Origin of the sequence: Lysinibacillus sphaericus OT4b.31, from assembly GCF_000392615.1 — a bacterium.
In the GTDB taxonomy this organism is placed as follows: domain Bacteria; phylum Bacillota; class Bacilli; order Bacillales_A; family Planococcaceae; genus Lysinibacillus; species Lysinibacillus sphaericus_B.
In genome coordinates this window covers 2,540,092-2,562,936 of the sequence record NZ_KB933398.1, presented here as the reverse complement: position 1 = coordinate 2,562,936, position 22,845 = coordinate 2,540,092, and the positions used below count along the sequence as shown (strand labels likewise).

The 22,845-nt window shown below is 35.8% G+C and carries 18 protein-coding genes and 2 pseudogenes; 2 read left to right on the top strand and 18 right to left on the bottom strand.

The window, feature by feature from the left end; genetic code table 11:
• Positions 1-157: 157 nt before the first annotated feature.
• The 7 genes from bluB to H131_RS11730 form a co-directional block, all read right to left on the bottom strand.
• Positions 158-799, bottom strand: coding sequence for a 5,6-dimethylbenzimidazole synthase (gene bluB, locus H131_RS11760; protein ID WP_036130192.1), 642 nt, complete (start codon positions 797-799; stop codon positions 158-160).
• A gap of 1,254 nt (positions 800-2,053) precedes the next feature.
• A complete protein-coding gene (locus tag H131_RS11755; protein WP_010859360.1) occupies positions 2,054-2,395 on the bottom strand; it encodes a hypothetical protein in 342 nt (113 codons plus the stop codon).
• Between the two features lie 775 nt (positions 2,396-3,170).
• Positions 3,171-5,324 (bottom strand): ATP-dependent helicase, encoded by a 2,154-nt coding sequence (locus H131_RS11750; RefSeq protein WP_010859359.1) that lies wholly within the window; start codon positions 5,322-5,324, stop codon positions 3,171-3,173.
• 207 nt (positions 5,325-5,531) lie between these two features.
• Positions 5,532-5,885, bottom strand: a complete 354-nt coding sequence (locus H131_RS11745; protein WP_010859358.1) for a DUF2975 domain-containing protein — start codon at positions 5,883-5,885, stop codon at positions 5,532-5,534.
• A gap of 85 nt (positions 5,886-5,970) precedes the next feature.
• Entirely contained in the window at positions 5,971-6,465 is a 495-nt protein-coding gene (locus H131_RS11740) for a hypothetical protein (RefSeq protein ID WP_196228888.1), read from the bottom strand.
• 212 nt (positions 6,466-6,677) lie between these two features.
• Positions 6,678-7,295: a DUF7010 family protein gene (locus tag H131_RS11735; RefSeq protein ID WP_010859356.1), complete on the bottom strand. Its 618-nt coding sequence runs from the start codon at positions 7,293-7,295 to the stop codon at positions 6,678-6,680.
• 566 nt (positions 7,296-7,861) lie between these two features.
• Complete coding sequence (locus tag H131_RS11730; RefSeq protein WP_010859355.1) at positions 7,862-8,800, bottom strand: carbon-nitrogen hydrolase family protein; 939 nt, start codon at positions 8,798-8,800, stop codon at positions 7,862-7,864.
• A gap of 103 nt (positions 8,801-8,903) precedes the next feature.
• On the opposite strand from H131_RS11730, the gene H131_RS11725 reads away from it, so the two are divergent.
• The gene (locus H131_RS11725; RefSeq protein ID WP_010859354.1) at positions 8,904-9,809 is read left to right on the top strand and encodes a LysR family transcriptional regulator; all 906 of its coding nucleotides are present in this window, start codon (positions 8,904-8,906) and stop codon (positions 9,807-9,809) included.
• Between the two features lie 488 nt (positions 9,810-10,297).
• Here H131_RS11725 and H131_RS11720 read toward each other — a convergent pair.
• The 6 genes and pseudogenes from H131_RS11720 to H131_RS11695 form a co-directional block, all read right to left on the bottom strand.
• Positions 10,298-11,360, bottom strand: a pseudogene (locus tag H131_RS11720) (NAD(P)/FAD-dependent oxidoreductase).
• A 387-nt stretch (positions 11,361-11,747) separates the two neighbouring features.
• A complete protein-coding gene (locus H131_RS11715; RefSeq protein ID WP_036131400.1) occupies positions 11,748-12,029 on the bottom strand; it encodes a hypothetical protein in 282 nt (93 codons plus the stop codon).
• Between the two features lie 10 nt (positions 12,030-12,039).
• Positions 12,040-12,429, bottom strand: a complete 390-nt coding sequence (locus H131_RS11710) for an SHOCT-like domain-containing protein (protein ID WP_010859352.1) — start codon at positions 12,427-12,429, stop codon at positions 12,040-12,042.
• A gap of 13 nt (positions 12,430-12,442) precedes the next feature.
• On the bottom strand, positions 12,443-12,811 hold the full coding sequence (locus H131_RS11705) for a DUF2089 domain-containing protein (RefSeq protein WP_010859351.1): 369 nt from the start codon (positions 12,809-12,811) through the stop codon (positions 12,443-12,445).
• A gap of 545 nt (positions 12,812-13,356) precedes the next feature.
• Positions 13,357-13,728: a VOC family protein gene (locus H131_RS11700; protein ID WP_010859350.1), complete on the bottom strand. Its 372-nt coding sequence runs from the start codon at positions 13,726-13,728 to the stop codon at positions 13,357-13,359.
• A 433-nt stretch (positions 13,729-14,161) separates the two neighbouring features.
• Positions 14,162-15,436 (bottom strand): NtaA/DmoA family FMN-dependent monooxygenase, encoded by a 1,275-nt coding sequence (locus H131_RS11695; RefSeq protein ID WP_010859349.1) that lies wholly within the window; start codon positions 15,434-15,436, stop codon positions 14,162-14,164.
• 324 nt (positions 15,437-15,760) lie between these two features.
• Here H131_RS11695 and H131_RS24435 point away from each other — a divergent pair.
• Positions 15,761-15,936, top strand: a pseudogene (locus H131_RS24435) (transposase); the annotation flags it as partial.
• Between the two features lie 198 nt (positions 15,937-16,134).
• On the opposite strand, the gene H131_RS11690 reads toward H131_RS24435, so the two are convergent.
• The 5 genes from H131_RS11690 to arsC all read right to left on the bottom strand — a co-directional run bounded on the left by H131_RS11690 (position 16,135) and on the right by arsC (position 22,836).
• A complete protein-coding gene (locus H131_RS11690; RefSeq protein WP_010859348.1) occupies positions 16,135-19,305 on the bottom strand; it encodes an ATP-binding cassette domain-containing protein in 3,171 nt (1,056 codons plus the stop codon).
• Positions 19,306-19,786: 481 nt separating this feature from the next.
• Positions 19,787-20,200, bottom strand: a complete 414-nt coding sequence (locus H131_RS11685; RefSeq protein ID WP_010859347.1) for an SRPBCC family protein — start codon at positions 20,198-20,200, stop codon at positions 19,787-19,789.
• Positions 20,197-20,523 (bottom strand): ArsR/SmtB family transcription factor, encoded by a 327-nt coding sequence (locus tag H131_RS11680; RefSeq protein WP_010859346.1) that lies wholly within the window; start codon positions 20,521-20,523, stop codon positions 20,197-20,199. Before H131_RS11680 ends, H131_RS11685 begins: the two co-directional genes overlap by 4 nt.
• Before the next feature lie 321 nt (positions 20,524-20,844).
• Positions 20,845-22,191 (bottom strand): FAD-dependent oxidoreductase, encoded by a 1,347-nt coding sequence (locus H131_RS11675; RefSeq protein ID WP_010859345.1) that lies wholly within the window; start codon positions 22,189-22,191, stop codon positions 20,845-20,847.
• A gap of 234 nt (positions 22,192-22,425) precedes the next feature.
• Positions 22,426-22,836: an arsenate reductase (thioredoxin) gene (gene arsC, locus H131_RS11670; RefSeq protein WP_010859344.1), complete on the bottom strand. Its 411-nt coding sequence runs from the start codon at positions 22,834-22,836 to the stop codon at positions 22,426-22,428.
• Positions 22,837-22,845: the final 9 nt, after the last annotated feature.

The following is a 22,845-nucleotide window of genomic DNA, read 5'->3' as shown; positions in this document are numbered from 1 at the left end:
AAATCCCCCCTTTTTAACAGCATCTTTATACTATTCTGGCTGTTTATTAATAAGTCTTTCTTAAATTAAACTACTTCATTAGGTCAATAAAGAAAAAAGAGTTGCCTATGCAATTCAACATTATTCAATTAACGCACCTTGATAGATTAATAAGTCTTTAGTTTTGTCCCCATTTATTTTCGAAAATAAGATGTTCTAAAGAACGTCTTTTTTCCCAATTAGCTAACTCTAAAATGGGCTTTTCTGGGTAATTTTCAGTGTAACCGATTGATATAAGAGCAATGGGATCGATGTGTGGTGGTATTTCTAAAATGTCTCTAATATCATTCTTTTTATAAAAACTTACCCACCCCATCGCAAGTCCTTCAGCACAAGCTGCTAACCACATATTTTGAATAGCACAGGCTGTTGATAATATATCTGTTTCAGGAATTGAATTTCGTCCTAATACATGGGAACCTCCTCTTGTAGGGTCACATGTAACACAAATAGTTATAGGAGCTTCTTTTAAACCCTCAATTTTTAAATCAAGGAATTTCATTTTTTTCCCCCCATCATAATGAACAGCTAATGCTCGGCTTTCTTTTTCTGCTGCCCAAGCCAATTTTTCTTTAATTTCGTCAGTGGAAATCAAAATAAAGTTCCAAGGTTGCATAAATCCTACTGAAGGTGCATGATGAGCTGCATTTAATATTCTATGTATAATGTTCTCAGGGATAGGAGTTGATAAAAAACTTCGAATATCTCTCCTATTATAAATAACTTTATAAATAGACTCTCTTTCTTCATTAGAAAACATAAATTTCTCCCCTTTTCTATTTTTAATATTAACTAATTTTTCATTATTCTGCCACGTAAGTTGAAGTAAAAATGCACCAAAAAGCGTGGTTTGGGTATGTTTGTCCTTATCGTTGTATCCGCATAAATCTGACTCCACCTCTTCTTACTTCGGATTAACATTCGTCAAATCGATTACCACAATTCCGTTCAGTTTCATATATGGATAATGGCACCATTAATAATAGACCGGTTTAATAGTAATTAGTTGCATAAAATTAAAATATTTTTATTATTCTATTTTAATCTAGGTCTGGCTACAAAGCCACAATCTATCGCTATTTGAAACAAGAGCAAACACAACACCTAATAAGGTTGTGCTTGCTCTTGTTTATTCATATTTGCCTTAACGTTGTAAATCCACATTTTTCTAAAGGGACCCCATTTAAATCTAAATGATTCACCAATATTTTAAAACAGATTTATCAATTGTTCTATATATTATGTAACTCAATTAAGAAGAGTCGAACATACAAATTTGCACGTTCGACTCTTCAGATATTCCCGTTCTAATATCAATAATATATGTATTTATTCTTCAACCAACATGTATCTTGATTCTGTAACAACCAGCTAAATTTGTCACTCTAATGAATATTTTTTATGAATATTGGACAAGTCTACATTGAACGATAATTAGCATTATTCAAACGAATAATCCCCCTTTGAACGATAAATTATGAGAAACATCCGATAATTAGAAAGCTGTGACCAAGGTATTTATATTATGTAAACTAAAATTATTTGGCGAGGAGAAGGGATTGGATACGTCAACTCCCCATATGTGTATTTGGACAAGAATGTCCGGACATTTCTTATGTCTAAAATCTAAAGACACCGAAGTAAAATCTTTGGTGTCTTTAGATTACTTAATTCTTAGTAAACGAAGCGAGTTTAGTGTAAAAGGACACAAGGATGTCTCACTTCGGGACACAAAGTTTACACAGTTAGTCATTCCGACTTTTTTATATTTAAAATTAAGTCCACTCTATTTTACAGTAATTTATACTCATATAAGGTGCATAAAAAATGTATAAGTTCCTTATGGTTAAAAGGACAAATAGTTCTGATTCTGTAATGGTTAAGTTAATTCATTTAATATATACGAATAAGAATGTCCAGACAACTAAAATTACTATTGAGGAGAGGATAAAAGAAATCAATAAATATCAAAAAGCATAAGCTTTTTACGCCTACGCTTTTTCAAAAATTAATGTTAAGACATCGTTATTCTTTTACAAGCTATTTTTGCTGCTGGAATTCCAACACCAGCACCAAGTGCTGCATCTACTGAATCCCCCCAAGAACCACTGCTAGCCTTTATTTCGTTCCCTGCTGTCAAAACTCCCTCTGCTACAATTTTTACACAATCATAATAGTCTGGATTAGGATTACTTTCAAGATACTGTGCAGCAAATTCGTCTGCTTTCTTTTGTATTGAAAGTCGACCTGGTTCAGCCAATGAACTAAAAACACTCTCAGCTTGCCCACCAAAATGTACTATTACGTCGTTAATGTCTCGACCAGTACGATGTATTTCTCCCATTTCAGATGACATGTTTAGTCCTCCCAATCCTTGAAATTTGAACTTTTTAAGTTCGCAAATATTTTATCCAACTGAGAAGGATCTTATCCATCAACAACTATTTCTTTATAAAAAATTTAACATGTTTGTCTGTACATTCTTGTCTTTGAATTTTAAAGAATACTATCTTGTTAATGATTTCACGCAATTTACTAAAATTTGGTATTAAGATACTTAATAGGACATCTATTCCCATTTCAACATAATCCAAAGTGTTTTGTTTATAGCAACAATCATAACTCAAATGCACTCATTTAAAGGCTGAGTTTGTTCTAAAGTTCCCTTCATCAGTGTTAATCTCGACTAAACAAATAAGTATAAGTTTCGAATGATTCTCTCTTAAGTTTATTTTCTTAGTGAAAACAGTCTTTATTGGTTACGTTTAAATATACTGCAATATTCGTGTTTTATTATAATTATGAAGCATCCAGCCGATGGACGAATAGCACTTCTATTACTTAAAAACGAACTTTTTAATTAGATTCACTAAAAATAGTTCGTGTTTAAAAGCGCTTTTTATTTAGGGCTATGAGAGCAATTGAGATAAGCGACGGTACATTTTATTGATTCTTGATGCGTCTCAGGCTTTTTAGTTGTAGCTACAGCTGTGCCAGCAGAAGACTAGATTTTGCCAATTTACTTGTCACTGTAATGATGATACGGTGTAGCACTGACCAAGAGGAATACTTCCCCTTCAAAATAGCACTACTATAAAAGCGTATTCGAAAAAATCCCGAATACGCTTCATTTAATCTTCCGTTTCTAAATAGCCTTGCTGTAAACATGTATCCGTCAAAAACTTCTTAATCCCGGAAGCAAATGACAATTCAATCGTGCTACTCGTAACAGCTAATATTTCCCCTTCTCCAAAAATCATATGCTTTACTTTTGAGCCAACGATTAACGTTGACTCGGTTGTAATCGTCCGCTCATTACGGTACTGTTTCAGTTCTTTCCTTGGACTTTTCGGCGCTTTCTTTGGCAATTCCTGCGGTGAGACGATTTGTTTTAACGCCTTCATGAAAATCGATGGCACCACACTTGTTTTAAAGCGCTTACTATACGAAATTAATTCCAAATGGTGAATCGCTCGCGTGATACCGACATAAAAGAGTCGTGTTTCTTCCTCGATTTCTTCTTCTGCCTCACTAGGTAGAATCCCCTCAATCAAGTCAATCAAATACACACGGTCAAATTCCAAGCCTTTTGAACTGTGCAATGTTGTCAGTGTAATTGCATTCAATTCATTTTTCATATGAGACGAACGTGCTAAATTTTCAAGCTGCTTCAAACGACCCGCAAATTCGGTCATCGTCGGCGTATAACGAGCAATTAAACAAAGTACATTCACAATATCTAGCAAATTTTCATAATTAAAACCGAGTTTCTCACTCATTTTCTTTAAAGTACGCTCATAACCAAAATCATAACGGATATGCTCTAGCATGGCTGTTGGTGTCGTTTTATCAAATTGAATGCTATCATATGTTTTACGAATCCGCTTAATATATTCAGGCTGATAATCCTTTAATTCAACATGCTCTAACAACTGTGTGAATACACAGCCATCCTCCGGCACTTTCTGTAGTGCCTTCAATTGCATTGGTGTAATATAAGCATTCATTTTTCTGTAAACTTTTTCAAATACCTTGATGTTTTTTGTATTGTATGCTAGACGCATGAAGTTCTTAATATCCTCCACGACCCAATGCGTGAAAAAGCGAATCGTGGAATCTTTCATATAGAAAGGCAAACCTGCTCTGTCAAACGCGTCCATAAGCGGAATGGCTGACGTATTATTTCGATATAAAATCGCCGTTGAGCCGCGCTTAGACAGATTTTTCAACTGGTCCACTAAATATTTGGCCTGTAAATTATAATTCTCTAGGATTTTAAACGAGATGGGCTCTGCTGCAGGATTTTCCGTAAACATTTGTTTGTTATAACGCTTTTTATTTCGTTGAATGAATATATTGGCTGGCTCTACAATCGTTGCAGATGAACGATAGTTTTGCGTCATAAGTAACACATGCGCCTCCGGATATATCTTTTGGAAATTCAACAAATAATCTGGCTCTGCACCGCGCCAACTATAAATGGCCTGATCCTCATCCGCAACGACGCATAAATTTTGATGGACTGCGACGAGCTTCGCGATGAGCGCATGTTGAACGGGCGATGTATCCTGACTTTCATCCGTTAAATAATAATCGTAGCGGCGTTGGTATTGCGCCAGCACCTCTCGATTTTTCGAGAAAATATCATTCGCCATTAATAGCATATCGTCAAAATCAATTAACAAACGGTCACTTCCTGTGCGTTTATATTCCTCATAACGATGTAAAATCTCGACTTTTCTTGGCACCTTTACTTCTGCAATATCCCATTCCTGTTCTGGCAGCATTTTATTTTTGATAAACGTTATGTACGTTAGTAGATCATCTAACTGATCTTCAGTAATTTTTGTGCCATTTAACTGTTCAAAAATCCCGCGAAGCACTCGTTTTTTTGAAACAACATCAGGCTTGTCCGATTCTTCAATGATGCCGTACGAAATAGCCTGGCGTTCAAGTGTCTGTCGCACAACTTGAAATGCTAAACTATGAATCGTCGAAAAATCAACCGGTGGCAAATGCGGGAAAAACGTTGCAAAACGTGCCTTCATATCACCGGCCGATGCCTTACTAAACGTGACAGCCTTTATGCGAGAAGGTTTCACACCAAGCACCTCGATCATATAGCCAATACGCATAATAATCGTTGTCGTTTTTCCTGAACCCGGAGATGCCAATAGTAACAGCGGCCCATTCGTTTGCAACACTGCCTTCGTTTGCACATCATTTAGACGAACGCCAAGTGAACGCTCCTTTTCTTCAAAAAACGCTTTTTGCGCTACATTCATATCAATCGCTCCGTTCCCAAAAATCTACACTTTATTATACCAAATATAAGGATTCATCCGAGGAAAGCCGCACAATTTTAAAGCAAAGAAAGAATAAATGAAAGCGTCAAATAGCACCCACCTTTGTTCAGAGGGCGCTATTGTATCATAATTTAAATCATTATTTTTTCGGCACCTTTATTAATAATAATTGCTATATCATCCACCTCAGACCGTTAAATCATTTTCTGATTTTATATTAATCGCTTCTTGTAGAAGCCGTTGGAGGATAGCAGCAAAAACGGCGATAATCAACGAAGTAAAAATGATGATGAGTCCCATTATTCCAATAGGAGGTTCAACTTTCTTTGCTATAAAATGGAAGATTGGCAAACCTAATACATACAAACCACTGATTAAAATGGCACAGCACTTTATGTTCTTTAACGCCTTTACAGATAATTCCGAGAACGCTGTGTTCTCGTCAATGTATCGTAAAAGATTAAAAGCCTGATAGAGAGCAAAGTAAAAAGGCACAGCCGATCCATACATCACGATGAATATGAGATATTGCCGAACCATGAGAGACCTTCAAATACAAGATAAAAGACACTTTCCTTTTTACAGAAAAGCGCCCTTTTATGGAGTAACTAAGTTATGTTCACCGTTACCAAGCAATGGTGATTAAGTCCGATTCAACGAATTCTATTACAAATCTGGGTGATGGGCTAAATACATACTGTGGATAGGCATCTTCTGCTGCTAGATCAATACTATTTTCAATAATCTTTGATAGTGGCATCTTTACCCACGGCCATGTGCTAAAAGGTGGCAGGTCGTCTTGTAAGAAAAGATAAACTGAATTCTCCGTGTATAGTTCTTTATCTTTAAAAAACGATGCCACCTTATCCCTACTAACATTGTGTATCACGAACTTGTTATTCATTTTCTCTAAATCTAGACTTACCCACTCAATTATTGGGATGCTCTCTATAAGTTCAGTTTTCATTTTTTCCCTTTCCTTATCATCTAACAACCTAATACCTTCTTTAGTTGAGAAAGGTTCTAACATCCAAACTAATCGCATCTGTATTTCATCATTTTTTTCTTTCTCTTTTTGCTTTTGTAAGAGCAGCTCTAATCTGGCTTTTCGTGCATTCATGTCCATTTTCCCCACCTCTTTTCCTCATTCTTCTCTAATAATAACTTACTTTTCCCTTGTTCAACTAAATGGTCCTTCCCTAAAGAAAAAGACACAATTCTTGCTACAGAATTGCGCCCGTTAGCTGAATAAGAAAGTAACTCTGCTTTTCATATTATTGTATAATAAACATATTTTTTCGGTGTAAAGTCCAATCTCACTTTTTATGTTATTTATTTTGGGACGATACCTAGCAATCTTCTACCCATTAGCCATATTGCAAGACCAGTTCCCCACAAAATCAGGGCAGAGCCAAAGCCCACTACAGACATAAATGCATTGATCTGATGTTCCCCCAGTGTGACTTTTGCAGGTACAAACAGCCATGTAATAATAGCAAGTAAACAAAGGAATGTGCCTGTAAAATAATAGAGTCTGATTTGAAAAAGAGGTGCCAATGGGAGAAAATGAACACCGACAATAATAGCTATTACGACAGGTATAAGTTCAGGGTGACGAGTAGCGTTACTGACAGCAATCGTGATTGCTATAGCCAAACCCTCTGCCGCAAAAATAATGTTAAACCAAAACCTCGTACGCTTCCCATGCCTTAAGGCTGTTTTTGAAACCTGATTCGTCAATTCTCCCGATGCGCGTAATAATGAAACACCACCGATGAACAACGCTATACCTATGGCAACAGCAGTAACTAACAATAATGGAACTCCCCAGCCCTGCAATCCCATAATTCCTGTGTACGCCCACAGAGTACCAAAAAACGCCATGAAAAATACACCAGATGCCGTTCCGCGTACTGCGGCATCAGGAATAGTTCTTGATGTTTGTGTCACAAATAAAAACCTCCTTTCAACCTAAGTATGTGTTCATTACAACCGCATATCAGCCTACATCAGTAATAGGTTTAGTTCATTCGAGAAAAAATCCTATATACCTTATTATAATTATATTCATGCAGGCAAATTGCTGAACTATTCTGCCCGGTTATCTCAATACACCTTATTCAACTAAATGGCTCGATTGTTGAACAAAGACATACTTAATAAAATTCTTCACTACAGGAACATCAGTTTTAACATAAATGTCCAATAAAAAAATCATCTCAAAGAATAACTTAAGAGATGATTATTATCAAACTTTATTACTAATTATCAATCTTTAATATAAACGATCAATCTTCTTTACAAAGCTACATTTTAAAAATCTAAAAAGATTGTGTTTATAGTAGCCCAATCAAAAAAAAATCGACTTTGTCTGAACAGATAACAGTAATTGGTTATCTGTTTTTTTCATTAGTTTTTACATTTTTTTATTACTTCATGTTTCCTTTGTAATTTAATCAATCAATAACTTTCTTTTTAATCTTTCATATTTTGGGTATGTCTTTGTTAAAATCAATTTAATTTTGACTTACGCCTCTTTTATTTTCATTCACGTTCAATTGAAATACATCTTTGCGTGCATAATGCCCTACTACATCAAAGTCAAAATGCCCACGTGTTATATCATCTAAATTTAAAGTAGCATACAGAATTTCTTCTTTGCCAAATACAGGTTCAACCAAAAATTCACCAAATGGATTTACAATACAACTGCCTCCTCTTGTGATCTCATTAGGCATCTGTTGCATTTCCTCTGTTTCTAGTAAATCCTCCTCATACATCTCCTTTGTGCTGTACTGGTTGCATGATAGTACAAAGCAACGTCCTTCAATGGCAATATGTTTCATAGATGCAAACCATGTATCACGCGCATCGGCAGTTGGAGCAATATAAATTTGTATGCCCTTTTCATACATAGCAGCACGTGCTAAAGGCATATAGTTTTCCCAGCAAATAAGAGTTCCTATTTTACCATACGGTGTATCAAAGACTGGGAGCGTGCTACCATCCCCCTCACCCCAAATGAGACGTTCACTACCAGTTGGTTTTAATTTTCTATGTTTACCAATCAGTTTTCCATCTGGACTAAAGAAAATTACAGTACAATAGAGTGTTCCTCCACTAGTTTGAGAGTCGCGTTCAATGACACCGATAACTGTATAAGCGCCAGCTTTTTTTACCGCAGCACCTAATTGTTCTGTTTCTGGACCAGGTACCGTTATAGAATTTTTTGCATACCGTAAAAAATCATTTCGTCCACTGTCTGACCGACTTCCAACCAATGCTCCAAAGCTCATTCCACGTGGATAGGCTGGAATAAAGGCTTCAGGAAAAACAATAATATTGGCATTTTGTTCACCTGCCTCTTTAATTAATTTCACTGCCTTGTCAATAGTCTTCACTTTACTCATAACTACTGAACCTGCTTGAACTACGGCCACTTTACAAGTTGTCATGTAACATCCTCCTATTTTTAAACATTTTAAAAGAAATCAATTATAATGAACAATATATATTAATCATAATAAGTATAACTAAATAGAATAATGAGGGAAAAAAATGAATATACGTGAACTTGAGGTATTTAAGACCATTGCAGATTGCAAAAGTTTCTCAAAAGCAAGTGAAAAATTATTTATTGCACAACCCTCTCTAACTAAGACCATTCAAAGGTTGGAGAAAAATCTTGGTGTAAAATTATTTGATCGTTCAAACCGAATTTTTCGTTTAACTGATGAAGGGGAACTTGTCTATGAAAAAGCCATCATAATGTTACAACAAATGAAAGAGTTATCTATAGAACTAGAAGATACAACAAAAAACATTCAAGGACATTTAAGAGTAGGACTTCCACAAATTATTGGTACCTTTTTCTTTCCACAAGTTGCTAAAGCTTTCTCTCAGGCTTTCTCCGAGGTTACTATTGAAATTGTTGAAGATGGTGGTTTGACTATTGAAAAACTAGTTGAAAAAGGAGAAATAGATGTAGCTTTTGTTGTAATTCCAACTAAAAGCAAAGAACTAGAAGAACAATTATTATTTGAAGCACCGTTTGTTGCTTGTTTACCCGAGAATCACATTTTACAAAATGAACAGTCTATTACACTTTCACAACTACAAAACGATGATTGGATATCTTTTGATTCGTCCTTTGCCCTTAGTCAAGTAATTTTAGAAAGTTGTTGCAAAGAAAATTTTGTGCCTAATACTGTATATAAAACGACTCAATGGGATTTGTTAATGGCGTTGGTTCGTAATGATTTAGGTGTTACCATTCTTCCAAGTCCCCTAGTTAAAGTACACTCACAGGATCTTTGTATTAAAAGAATTAGTAGTCAATATATACCTTGGAAAATAGGTATTGTAGTTAAAAAAAATAGCTATAAAACGCGTGCATTAAAGGCATTTCTGAAAACAGCTTCGAATGTTATATTGGTAAATGAAAGCTATGATGAAATGGGTTAAATGGGTAACTTAGTTTTATTCACTAAGTTTATATAGGGAAAGCTTCTCTGTCGGTAATTTTTACTACCTTCATTTACTTCACTCCTTGACTGAAAATTTATAAGAATCACCACTTGTACAATTAACACAAATGGTGATTCCCGTAATATTTATTTGATTATTATGAATATAAAAATACTTTTTCTCCGTTTAATTTCCCCTTTTTGGCTAATGATTTAGAGTAGATGGATTAGTTTCAAAAAATTGTAAGAGCCTTGCTACATTTTATTTGTAGTAAGGCTCTTTAAAGTTGTTTAACTTCTGTTGGCATCTTAAATAATTAATATTTCAAAATAATTAAATTTTAAGGGTTATGCCGTATAATTCCCAATAAAAAAGGGATTCTGCGCCAATGTTTTATTAAAATTAGGCAGATCACATTTAAATGTATTTTTAATAGGGACAAGAATGTCCAGATGATTATAAAGCCACTTAAGTAAAATCAGGCATTATTCATTTACTGGGTAAAATCGAGATAGTCTACAAGCTTCTAGTTCTTCTAACTGCACATTATCTACGATCTCCTTCGCAACCAATCGACTAATAATAGGAGATAACGTGATTGCGGAATGCATTACTGCTAAATAAAGTCCTTTTATTTGATCATGAAAACCAACAATAGGATAGCCGTCCTTAGGCATTGGTCGTTTACCTACTTGAATACTATCTAGCTCGAGATATTCTCCTTTTATAAAATCATTTCGAAGGGTATCAAAAGCTCTTCTTCCAACCTCTTCTGGTCCGTTTTCTCCATGGTCATCCAAATAATCTTCAGCAGCAATTATAGTAGTATCAGATAGTTGTCTTGCCTCAAACCTTGAATTAGAAATTAATGTGTGAATAAGCTTTTTTGGAGATTTCATACGAATAATAATAGAAGGTGATGACTCAACAGGAACATCGATACTAAGAGGCTTACAAAGCTCAGGTATAGCTGTACCAGTTGCCAATACAATGACATCTGATTCTATAAAGCCTTTTGAAGTATGTATGCCAACAACTTTAGCGTCCTCCTTTTTAATTTGTGTTACTTTTGTGTCGAACAATATATTTACCCCATTTTCTTGCGCTTTCTTTACTAAAAGATTCGTTAGAATATTAGGGTCAACCGCACCTTCTTTAAAAGCATATAGAGCTTCCTTTGGATATTCTTTTAAATGAGGTTCTAAGTCTGATACTTGCTGGCGAGTTATTTTTTCTATATAAGATTTATGGCTGTTTACAGGAATTCCCCATGAAAGGGAGCCGTTCCAATCTACCTTTAATTCTGGGATCTCTTTTTCCAATACATGATATTCTGCTAATGACCCGTCATACAAATGTTGAAAGTTATCTGGAACACGCCCTGAAGGATTAATCCAAGCAAGCAAAGGAAGTTGATGTTACACCACATCCTGCTTTTGAATGGCTCTCAACTAAAGTGACATCCTGATTTTCCTTTGATAGATTATAAGCAATAGATGCACCAACAATCCCTGCACCAACAATTATAACTTTTTGCTTTCTAGTCATTACTTTCCCTCCTTGTTCTGTTTGGATAATTTATAGTATACATTGAATCGTCTAAACTCAGTTTACCCTCTTGCTCTATTAACAAAATTGCAAATATTTTAGAGACGGATGCGAGTTTTTTTCTATCGATTATAAACCAATATGAAAGTATGGAAATTCTTGTGTTTATTATACAAAGTCCGGAAGTTCTTGTCCACGTACAAGTGGCTAATATTCTTACAATCAAAAATCAAACAAGCATTAACCCCGTCCTAAATTTAGAACGGGGTTATGTTTGTTTGAGCTTAAATACCTTTTTTGTCTTTTTTACAATTTTCTCGGTATAGTAAGCTAGAAATTAGGTTTTTTTTAAAACTCCAGTCTGTGGTTGGTGTATTCTATAATAAATTATAGTCTAACCTTAACCTCAGTACCGTCCTTAGCTTTGACATCTACTAGCACGATTCCCTTATAATTTTTTAGTTCCTTGACAATAGGCTTTAGCGATTCTTTGTCTATTAGTGGAAAGGTAAAGTCGATTTTTTTTCTTTCAAAGTGCTCTTTTGTCCATTTGTTTACATTTTGCTGTAAAAATTTTGACGATAAAATGGAAATAGCAATATTTAAAATAACATATGGAACTGGGATGGTAAACCGAACGTCTTTTGTTTTCACTTTTACATGCATCATAAGCAAATCACTAATCAATGATGACCGAAACGGTGTCTCCGTTTGCCGATTTAATATCAACGATTTGGCCATCTAGTTCGTTTTCGATTGCTTCAATAATAAGGCTGATGTCGATATCTTTCACGTATTTTTCCGCTTGAGGAATACTCGCTGCGATGCTGTGTCCAGCCATTAATACGACCTTGACAAGTTTTATAGGCAAATTGACCGTGACGTTATCATTTTCGGTTGATACTACACGAATTTTTAATGTTTTATCTAAATATTTCGTCGGTTTTTCCAACAGTTTATTACCTGTTTCTTCTTTTCCTTGTAATATTTGAATCAGTTCTGATCCCTTATCTGCATCAATCTTCCCTTCTTGAACCATTGTTAACACTCTTGTAATTTCCTCTTTCATGATAAATTCCTCCTTATTCCTCTTTTAAGAGCTTAATGGCTTCTTCTGGTGTGATTTCGCCATTTTCCAACATGGTAACAACATTTTTCTCGTCTACTTCATTTTTCTTCTTCTTTTGTACATAGCCAAGGGATGAAATGATGTCTGTTAGCTTGCCTCGAACCGTTGGATACGAAATACCCAGTTCCTTTTCAACATCTTTGATATTCCCTCTGCATGTTAAAAATACTTCCACAAAATGAAGCTGATCCGTCGATAAGGATGCCAGCTTAGATAATTCAAACTCATTTTCAATCGTAGTGTGACAATGAGAGCACTGCAACTTTGTAATTTTTAATGTTTTACTGCAGACAGGACAATTTGTGATTACTTTATAAGCCATTATGAAATTCCTTTCTTTTAGTTGATTTGATTATATAACAAGAAATCAAAAATATAAATAATAAAATTAAATTTTTTTATTAAAAAAATCAATAATATTAATTCGTTGTTTAATATTATTAATTATTTGTTTTCATTATTCATTCAAGTATTATTTACCATAATGATTGAAAATTGTAGACATAGCTATTGGTCAAAATTACCCTTTATAGAATGAGCACGATTCTTAGATTCTGAGATGCTGATTAATAATCCATGGATATTTGATATTTTTGCTACAGTATTGTCAGTTGGGTGATTAATATCTGTTAAAACTGATAGAGCATATTTTTGATTTTGTATTGACACAACTGACAATTCCATTTTGTATGTATTAAACTTTTATTATCCATTTGGATACTCCTTTCGTACGAAATCGGTTGACCAGACTTTATTGTACGAAAGGTTTTTTTTGTCCATTGCTAAAGCTTTCCGGAACCCCCTACACAGCAGAGGGTTTCAGTTATACAAAAAAAGCAATTCTTATAAAGAATCGCTCCCTTCATTTCATCTGTGTTGGTCCAAAAGAATGGTATTACCATCAGGATCTTCAATTGTAAAATTCGCAGGCCCATCGCTTGTTTCATCTGCTTCAGACAGTATTTTAATTCCCTTTTCTTTAAGTTGATTTTGGATGTCTCGAATGTCCGTAAACGAATCAAGATTTTCGGCATTGTCATTCCATCCTGGATAAAACGTCAAAATGTTCTTTTCAAACATTCCTTGGAATAGACCAATTACGCAACTATCATTTTTCATAATGAGCCATTTTTGGGTAATGTCACCCATCAATACTTTAAATCCTAGATTTTCGTAAAATGATTTTGATATATTAATGTCCTTTACACTTAAACTTACAGAGAATGCTCCTAGTTTCATATTATTCCTCCGATAAAAAATTAATTGCATACAATAAGTATACACTATTACTTTGAAACTATTATTTAGTTTGTCCGAATTTTATGAATTAATACCAAAGTCCAGTTAGCTGTTTGTAAGTTGTTATTGTTCTTTTATGAAAGCTCTCGTTCGTTAAACAAAACCTCTACTACCGTCTACATTGTATATACTTGCATCTACATGCGGCCATTGAAGAATTTTTTTTGTATATTGAAATCATAAAAAATTACTCGGTTGATACGGTCTGGAGTTTTGCATATGATTTACAGCTCTTCTTAACCATTTAACGAATTATAGCTGTTCAACCTGTTTACATGCGATTACCAACAACAAAAGGGCAAAAGTGTGTTTTGCTCAACACCATTTGCCCTTTTCGTTCAATTCTATCAATTTGTTTCAATTAAATAAGTAATTATGCATCTAATCCTAAGTGTGAGCGCAAAGTGTTTCCTTTGTATTCAGCTCGGAATAAGCCACGTTCGACTAGCATCGGTATAACATCGCTAAAGAATAAATCTAAAGATTTTGGAGGACCACCTGGCACAGCAATAAAGCCATCCAATGCTCCCTCTTCATAAAAAGTGACAATCTGATTCACAATATCTTGTGGTGTACCAATTGCTACTAGATGTGCAGAGCCAATTACTTCTGGGCGTGCTAACAATTCTTCAACAGTCGGTTCATTTTCAATGATATAACGGCGCACAAGTTGTGCATGCGTTTTGCTACGAACTTTTTGATCCTCTGGTGGCAACATTACTGCTGTTACATGATCCACAAGAGATAAATGACGAATGTCCATGCCTATTACGGATTCTAAGGCGGTGTAGCGGCGTTCCGTTGTAAGATGCTCATGTGCTTTACGATGCATTTCTAATGCTTCTTCATATGTATCACCAATAAAGAAATACAATCCAGGTAATAAACGAATGTCATCTGCCGAACGACCTGCTGTAATAGCACGTTTACGCAAATCATTACGTAATTCAATACCTACTTCCATCGCTGGCGTGGCAGCAAAAATCGCGTTCGATACTGTCGCTGCAAATTGACGCCCTGTTTCCGATGCTCCTGCTTGAAATAGCGGAATATCACCTGCTGGATGCATCGGAATATTTAATGGGCCTTTTACATGAAAATACTCTCCCTCGTGGTTAATTGGCTTGACAAGCTCATTAATTATCTCTAAATTACCGTCTGCCTCTAATATTTCATAAGGGTTACTATGCCAAAGCTGCTGTACAACTTCCTTACATTCAGCTGCCTTTGCATAACGCTCTTCTGATGAGGGCATTGGCTCGTTGCTGAAATTATACGCCCCATCAATGGATGTTACGAGGTTCCAACCTAAACGTCCCTCACTAATCCAATTCAAGGATTGTAATTGCCTTGCTATAATATAAGGTGGAATAAATGATGTTGAAACCGTTGTGACTAAACCTATTTGTTTAGTTTCTCTTGCTACTGTCGCAAATAAAAAACTAGGATCTAGCCCTGCTGTTCCTTTCGTTTTAGCCATTAACTCCGGATGGGCTATTAAATAATCTGCCTTAAATACAAAATCTAATTTTGCTGCCTCTGCACGTTGGGCAAATGCAATATGCTCATCAATAAACGTCCCTTTCTGGCCTTGTTCACCATTAACTGCTAAATGCATGCCAATTATAAGATGTCTTTTGGTTGTCAATTAACTCTCTCTCCTTTTTAATTGAAAATGATTATCATTATCATCTTATAATGTATTTTCTAAGAATGCAATAAATACTTTTCCAGTTTGTAACCAGCCACTTGTAGAATTTGCTGGATTTGGATTCCTTCAAGTACCTGTCACAGCAATAACAGCTTTAACATCAATGACATTTATGCCATCTCAGACTATAGAAAGTAACAATAATCAGGTTCGGAAAAAGCCACTCGCTTTCCGCGGATGAACTAGCTAGCCTTCTCCTTGTTTACGTTTCGTGCAGAATTTAGCTAAACGCTCAGCTACAAGCAACATCCACTTGAAACGATGACGATTGCTCAAGTGGTTCCACAACAACACTTAGTACGCAAATTAGAAGCTGCGATTGATTTTTCATTCATTTAATTTATCCAATGGTTGAAACGCTCTATTCACCAGATGGTCGTCCTAGTATCGATCCCGTTGTCTTAATTAAGATGACGTTTATTCAGTCTGTCTTTGGCCATTTTGTAATTCACAAGGTCTCTCTAACTAATCTTTATTATTTCAGAAAAACAACCTACGCTGTCCTTTAGTCATCCAATTGTTCCTCTTCTGAAAAGCATAAAAACTCATATGCAATTTATCATTGCACATGAGTTTTCTTCACTGATTGACAGCTAGCTCAGTATTTAATTATCGCTTGTGTGAATCATTCTAATTTAATTATTTTGCTCAAGGAATTGGTAAATTGCCATCATTTCTTGTTTATTCAATTCACGGATACGTTTGAAAATTAGAAGCTCTGCAACAGCCTCAAGATTTAAGCATTCCGTAACAACGTCACTTACTTTACCAGTTAGCCATGTTTGCACGTCTATGCCCTCGACGATTTCCTTTCGCCCTTCATCATTGATACCACTTGCATAACAACTCACACATGGTACCGATAATTTATAAACGCCATCATGGAGCCCATCCTCCGATATGACTTTCTTCCCTTTGCAGAATGGACATGGATGACTTGCTTTAACTTTATTAATGAGGGTGACAATTTTTTTGTAACCGAGCGCTTCGTAGACATACGTCAATTTTTTGTATTTTCCATTGGTGAAATATTTATCAATGATGGTTTCTCTCGTTTCGGTAATATTGTCAAAATCACAGATGGTGATGCGATTATTCATGCTGATGGTTTCGATATTATCGCTAATACTGCCCCAAAATGGTAGGACATTTTGTAAAACCATTTCATAATGGGCAAAGCTTCCCTGCTCCAGTTCAAACATTTTCAGTGCGACCTGTGTTTCCCTAGGCAATAGGGAGACATCTTCAGTCAAAGTCATATCACCGCCGACGATAGACTTTAGTTTTTCTAGTATGTGTAACTTACCAACTGTTTTCATCACTTGATTTATTGGTTGCTGAATAATGTCACGTATATCCGTGTCGCCAAATGTAAGCTTTTTATGATGGTTTAGCACAGTCCCTTGACAGATTGGACAGGTAATCATCTCTTTGGATGCTTTTATGTGCTCTTTAATAATCGATTTCGATACAAATATATAGCGCCCAATGATTAAATTAAAGCCTTCCCATGTCCTCGATGCCTTGCCTGCTTTATCATAAAATGACTTTTCCCAATAGCCATATAAGAAGGTATGTTTTTCTGCTTCCGTCATATCATGATAACTTTTGCTTATATCTTGACCAAGCTCATTTTTAATCTCATCAAAGAGGAATTGTAATTTCGGGTATTGATAGTATTTTAATACTTCCATGACGTCAGGATGTAATAGGCCATCCCAAAATGGCACGGTTTTGTCCTGGACAACTACATCAAAGTCAAATTTTTCAATCACCCCACGGCCTGAGCAGCTTGGACAATGATTGTCTTGATAATAGAAGTCAAAGCTATTCGTATCTTTATTGGTTGGATGAGCCGCGACTATATGGTTAATTAATCCACCGATTTCATAGAGAAAACTATATTGACTATACAAGTGACGTTCCAGATCAATGGCGATGACGGGTGCAATGGTTTCAGATTCGAACTCACCATAAATCAAACGAGCCATTGATGATAGGCTTTTCAAGATGCCGCCCTTATAGACGTTTTCTGCATTTTTAAAATAGGCAATATGATGTTCTTTTAAATAGTTAATGCCATTTTGTTGATGGATAGTTGAAGAAATTTGCAATGGAGCAACTCTATTCGCACTGTTTGGTTGACGATAATAATCAGCATGACTGACAACAGCAAGATGCGCTATAGGTGCAGGCTGTCTTTTACCAAAATCAACGATAAAATCAGAGTTTTCTAGCATATAGGCATTATGTTCAATCATTATCATTGACACGGATTCATCTTGTAGAATGACCCTAACACTATCAATGAATTGATTTAAAATATTTTGTGATAAACCTTTTGAAGGTTCGTCAAAAATAAAAAGCGTATGTGGGTTTCTTGAGTTGGCAAACAGTTCAGAAACTAAATGGACACATTGAAATTCACCAGTCGATAAAGATTGTGTTTTTCTTTCCAATGTCAAATAACCAAGTCCCAGTTTGATTAATAAGCTCAAACGTTTATGAGCGATGTCTTCATTTGGTAATTCATCAATAATATCTTCAATCGAGCGCTGAAAAATATCATCAATATCGTTACTATATTTTGTGAGTTTCTTCTTAATATCAAGAAACGTCGCAACGGTTGACCGACTCGTAATCGATTGGTTACGATCTTGCCCTACCATAACGAGTTTATCTTTTGGATAGCGCTTCACAAAATCTTTGGCCATACATTCATTGACAAGTGTAGATTTACCACATCCAGACTCTCCCGTAAATGTGACAATTCTATTTTTAGGAATGTGAATTTCAGCCATTTGAATATTACGACAGTAAAGATCATGAAATTGATAGTATTGCGTTGGTATTGCCTGATTTTGTTCACAAATGATTGGTTTTGGACGAGGGGATTCATCGACAATTTTCCCACCATATTTACCACTACCAGGTCCGAAGAACAATTGCTCTTCCGCTGTGTTAAGCACCGTGTCAGAATGGTCAATAAGCCAAATTTGATTTTTATAGCCCAATTGTTTAATCTCTTGTAAAATTTTCAATAGTGTTTGGTGATCAAGACCCACGGAAATTTCATCAATAATAATAACGGTATTTTCACTTGTTGCCATGAATTCGGCCAAGTAAAGGCGTGTCAATTCTCCACCTGACAAAGTACCCATAATACGATTTAATGTTAAGTAACCAATATTCATATTGATAATATTTTTTAGAATATGTTGTTTTGCTTCACTAATATTTAAAACTCCTGCTAGTGAAAAAATGGTTTCAATGCTTAAGTCGTTGATATCGGAAATATTCTGTGCTTTATCAAGTAATTCAATTTTATATTGCTCAACTTCTGGATTATAGCGCCTGCCCTGACACTTCTTACATTCAACATTTTTGGTAGTACCGCGCCCTTTACAATCTGGACACCAGCCTAATGCATTATTAAATGAAAAAACTTCTGGCGAAAGATTAAATTGTTCAGCAAGCTGTTCGCGAATCTCTTTAAAAACACCCGTATGTGTGCCAATTGTTGAACGAGGATTGGAAGAAATGGATGATTTCCCGAGAAAAAGTACGAGAGGTATGTCTTCCATCTTGATGGCACTGAAATTTGTTTCCATAATATTAGGAAATAAATACTGATATTCTGCCTTTGGCAATAAGGAAACAAGACGCTTCTTGGATTCTTCACCAATTGTTTGGCAAAAAGTCGTTTTACCAGATCCAGACAATCCAGCAATTCCTAACGATTTATTTACTGGTAGTACTGCATCTAATTGGTTAATATTGTTGGCAATTAATTGATTTATGTTCATAGTGATATCCTTTCTGTTGTCTAAATTAAGTATTACCATGTTAGTAAAACTGCAGCATAAGTTGTGTATTTTTCGAATCGACAAATGCATACGAATTGTAGACGAAGATTTCTATATTTCTTGTTATCTATGCACTTATCCGGTTTTGAAGAAATAATTTCATGGCTCACATCCAGCAATTAGTGATCCTTTTTTCAGTCTCAAACCCACAAAGTATTTACTCAAATTACAAAAGTTTCTACAACCAACCATCCTGCTCATTTGCTAAATAACCAAAATTGTTATTGGACTCAATCCTTTGTCCCATTAAAAATGACGCTTTCCGTGTTCCTGAAAAGCGTCCGATTGTAGAAAATCGTTTGAAAAATACTGACTGCAATTATATGACAGATAATTGCATAAGAAGGGCGCCTTTCTTTCTTGCTTTAGAAAAGCGCCCTTTATTGTTAATGTCTCGTTAACGAGGATGAAGAAATCTCTTTTACAGTGCTAACACTTTTTCGAGCTGTTCACTCATATTCATCCAAGCATATTTAGCTCCCTCGATGGCTCCCTCGCGAGCTTTTGTTTCTTCACTAAATCCAGTTTGATCGAGATGTAGAAGGACAGTGCCATCTGAATCTTTTGTCAAAGTCCAAGTAACAGTAGTGCTTTCTCCAGCACTTGCCCAAGTGTAAGATAATAGATGAGGTTCGTTCACTTCGAGCACCTTACAATCTACAATTCCATCCCACCATTCATTTGGCTCAGCTCGGAATTGAAATTGATGACCTACGAGTGGTTTAAAGTCATTTTTCCATATCCATTTTGCGAGAGTATCCGAATCTGTTAATGCGTTCCACACCTGCTCAATTGAACTTGTAAATTTAAAATCTAATGATACATCTGATTTCATTGTTTTTCCTCCAATAAAAGTTTTAATTTATCAATTCTTTCTTTCCAGAATCCTTCGTAATAAGATACCCAATCTTGAATTTCTTTCAACGGTGTAGCATTCAACCGATACCTCGTTTCTCTACCAACCCTTCTAGTAATTACGAGATTTGCATCTTGAAGGACAGCCAAATGCTTAGAAACTGCTGTACGACCCATTCGAAAATGAACCGTTATCTGATGTAGGGGTAATTCTTCAACATCTGCCAACATTTGAAGCAATTCTCGCCTTGTTGGATCGGCAACAGCGGCAAAAACATCCCTCACTTGACTTTTTTCGTTCAAAATCCCCCCACCTTTTCATTATTATTCCCTGTAATGCCAGCAATTAAACTTCTTAATAATATGACACCTTTTGTTGTCTTAATGATTATAGGACACCAAAAGGTGACATGTCAAGTTCCCTTGCCATACCATTATCTGGCACTTTAATGAGGTAAAAATAATTTGATTATGATCGTTTTTTAGATAATGAATCTCGAGATAGCTTTGTCATACTTGGCCCTCTCCAGAAGGTAGTGGTCAAGTCACTAGAATGTGCTCACCTTTTCCCCCTAACTTTGTTGAGTCAAAAAGGACTGCTAGCTTTCGCTAACAGTCGAATTATTAACAACATGTATTTGATTTATTGACAAGATTAATACTGCATACGCCTGTTTCTGGTAACACCAATTCCACACGTTGCGAAGCTTCTTCATCACCTGATAAATAGGCTGTTATTGAACGGACTTGTTCATAGCCTGTTGCCATTAAAAATGTTGGTGCGCGTCCATAGCTCTTTGCGCCCACAATATAGAAACCTTTTTCTGGCTGTCGTAGTATTTCTTCTCCATGCGCTCGAACTGTTCCACAACTATGCTCATTAGGATCAATTAGTGGCGCTAATGCGTGCACACTTTCTGTTGCTGTATCAATGGAAAGACGTAGTTCGCTATTAATAGTAAAATCTGGTCGATTTCCTGCATTGACAATAAGTTCATAGAATCCTGTTAATACTTTCTGTTCTCCGTTAATAGTACCAACAATATTGATGTTCTCACCTTTTTTCACCTGTGAAATATAGAAGGGTGTAACTACCTCGATCTTACCTGTATCTACTAATTCATGCATACGTATACCGAGAGCACCCCGTGCAGTCAGCGCATCTTTTTCTTCGCCACCATAGGCTTCTTCTACAGATTTTTTACGCATAATCCAAACAAGTTTCGTTGAAGGATCCTCTTGTTGTAATTCAGCAAGAGCTATGATAGCTGAATGACCGCCTCCAATGACAGCAATCTTCTTCTTAGCATATCTTGTAGAATTCATTTTTATTTCAGGAATGCCATACTCAATATGATCTGCTAATATTTTTTCATTTTGGAGCCAAACACCTGTACAATTTGCTGGATTTGGATTCCCCCACGTACCTGTCGCATCAATAACAGCTTTCGCCTCAATGACATTGATGTCGTCCCCCTGTTCCACATAAATCTTAAAGGACTGATTTACTCGATTTTTTGATTTCATCTTATCATTCAATTGACGTGAAATCCCTACTACTTTTGAGTTTAGTTGAATACAAGGTTTTATTTGTGCTAACGCTGCTAAAGGCTTTAAATAGAGATCAATTAACTCATGCCCAGTAGGTATTGTTTCTAAGTCAGGCTCTTGCCAATCCGTGTCCTCAAGTAAAGCTTTAGCAGCTTTATTGATGTTGTATCGCCATGGAGAAAATAGTGTGACATGGCCCCACGTACGAATATTATGAGCAATTTCATTTCCTGCCTCTAGTAAAATAAACGACTGATTTCTTTCCACTAAATGAGCAGCTGCTGCTAACCCGATTGGACCAGCACCAATTATTACAATAGGGAAATTCTTATTTAAATCATTCATAGCCTCTTGCACCTCAATGCCTTTAGCCGTGGTACAACAAGAATCATTTTGTTTGATTACGTTAAGTGTTTTCATAAATATACCCTTCTTTTCTTTAAAGTTTCAATATAACCATTCTCTTATATATAAAGTATTTTTTTCGTCTAGCATGAAGCTAGACGTAATATTGAAAAAGCTTTATGAATGGATGAACATATCTGAATTTCACAGTAGACAATCGTTCGTTCTGTGTCAGTAGATGGTCCACATAAGCCTGTAGAGCGGCTCATTGCTGGCTCATGAACATGAATTTCCTTCAATTTATGTCAGCTACTCAGCTACGAATTGTTCAATGCGTTTTCCTATTGCATCGCGTACATTTTGGAAAACCGCCCACTTTTCTTCATCTGTCCCAGGTGCTTTCGCAGGATCTTCAAACCCCCAGTGCTCACGACGAACGTGCGGTGGCGTCATCGGACATTGAGCAGTCGCATCACTACATAGCGTAACAACAAGTGTTGCGTTATTTAATGTCTCAAAATCAGTTAAATTAGATGTATGATCCGAAATATCAATTCCTACTTCTGACATAGCTTTGATAGCATTCGAATTCACGCCGTGTGCTTCAATGCTTGCGCTTTTTACGGTCCAATCTTTCGGTAGTAATTTTCTGGCCCACCCGTCAGCCATTTGACTACGACAAGAGTTCCCAGTACATAAGAAATAAAGTGTGCATGTCATATTGAGTGC

Coding starts and splice junctions, on each gene's coding strand:
- H131_RS11685 (WP_010859347.1), bottom strand. CDS start 20,200: ATGAAATCAGATGTATCATTAGATTTTAAATTTACAAGTTCAATTGAG.
- arsC (WP_010859344.1), bottom strand. CDS start 22,836: ATGACATGCACACTTTATTTCTTATGTACTGGGAACTCTTGTCGTAGT.
- bluB (WP_036130192.1), bottom strand. CDS start 799: ATGTTTTCTAATGAAGAAAGAGAGTCTATTTATAAAGTTATTTATAAT.
- H131_RS11700 (WP_010859350.1), bottom strand. CDS start 13,728: ATGAAACTAGGAGCATTCTCTGTAAGTTTAAGTGTAAAGGACATTAAT.
- H131_RS11675 (WP_010859345.1), bottom strand. CDS start 22,191: ATGAAAACACTTAACGTAATCAAACAAAATGATTCTTGTTGTACCACG.
- H131_RS11755 (WP_010859360.1), bottom strand. CDS start 2,395: ATGTCATCTGAAATGGGAGAAATACATCGTACTGGTCGAGACATTAAC.
- H131_RS11690 (WP_010859348.1), bottom strand. CDS start 19,305: ATGAACATAAATCAATTAATTGCCAACAATATTAACCAATTAGATGCA.
- H131_RS11740 (WP_196228888.1), bottom strand. CDS start 6,465: ATGAATGCACGAAAAGCCAGATTAGAGCTGCTCTTACAAAAGCAAAAA.
- H131_RS11730 (WP_010859355.1), bottom strand. CDS start 8,800: ATGACAACTTGTAAAGTGGCCGTAGTTCAAGCAGGTTCAGTAGTTATG.
- H131_RS11715 (WP_036131400.1), bottom strand. CDS start 12,029: ATGATGCATGTAAAAGTGAAAACAAAAGACGTTCGGTTTACCATCCCA.
- H131_RS11745 (WP_010859358.1), bottom strand. CDS start 5,885: ATGGTTCGGCAATATCTCATATTCATCGTGATGTATGGATCGGCTGTG.
- H131_RS11725 (WP_010859354.1), top strand. CDS start 8,904: ATGAATATACGTGAACTTGAGGTATTTAAGACCATTGCAGATTGCAAA.
- H131_RS11705 (WP_010859351.1), bottom strand. CDS start 12,811: ATGGCTTATAAAGTAATCACAAATTGTCCTGTCTGCAGTAAAACATTA.
- H131_RS11750 (WP_010859359.1), bottom strand. CDS start 5,324: ATGAATGTAGCGCAAAAAGCGTTTTTTGAAGAAAAGGAGCGTTCACTT.
- H131_RS11710 (WP_010859352.1), bottom strand. CDS start 12,429: ATGAAAGAGGAAATTACAAGAGTGTTAACAATGGTTCAAGAAGGGAAG.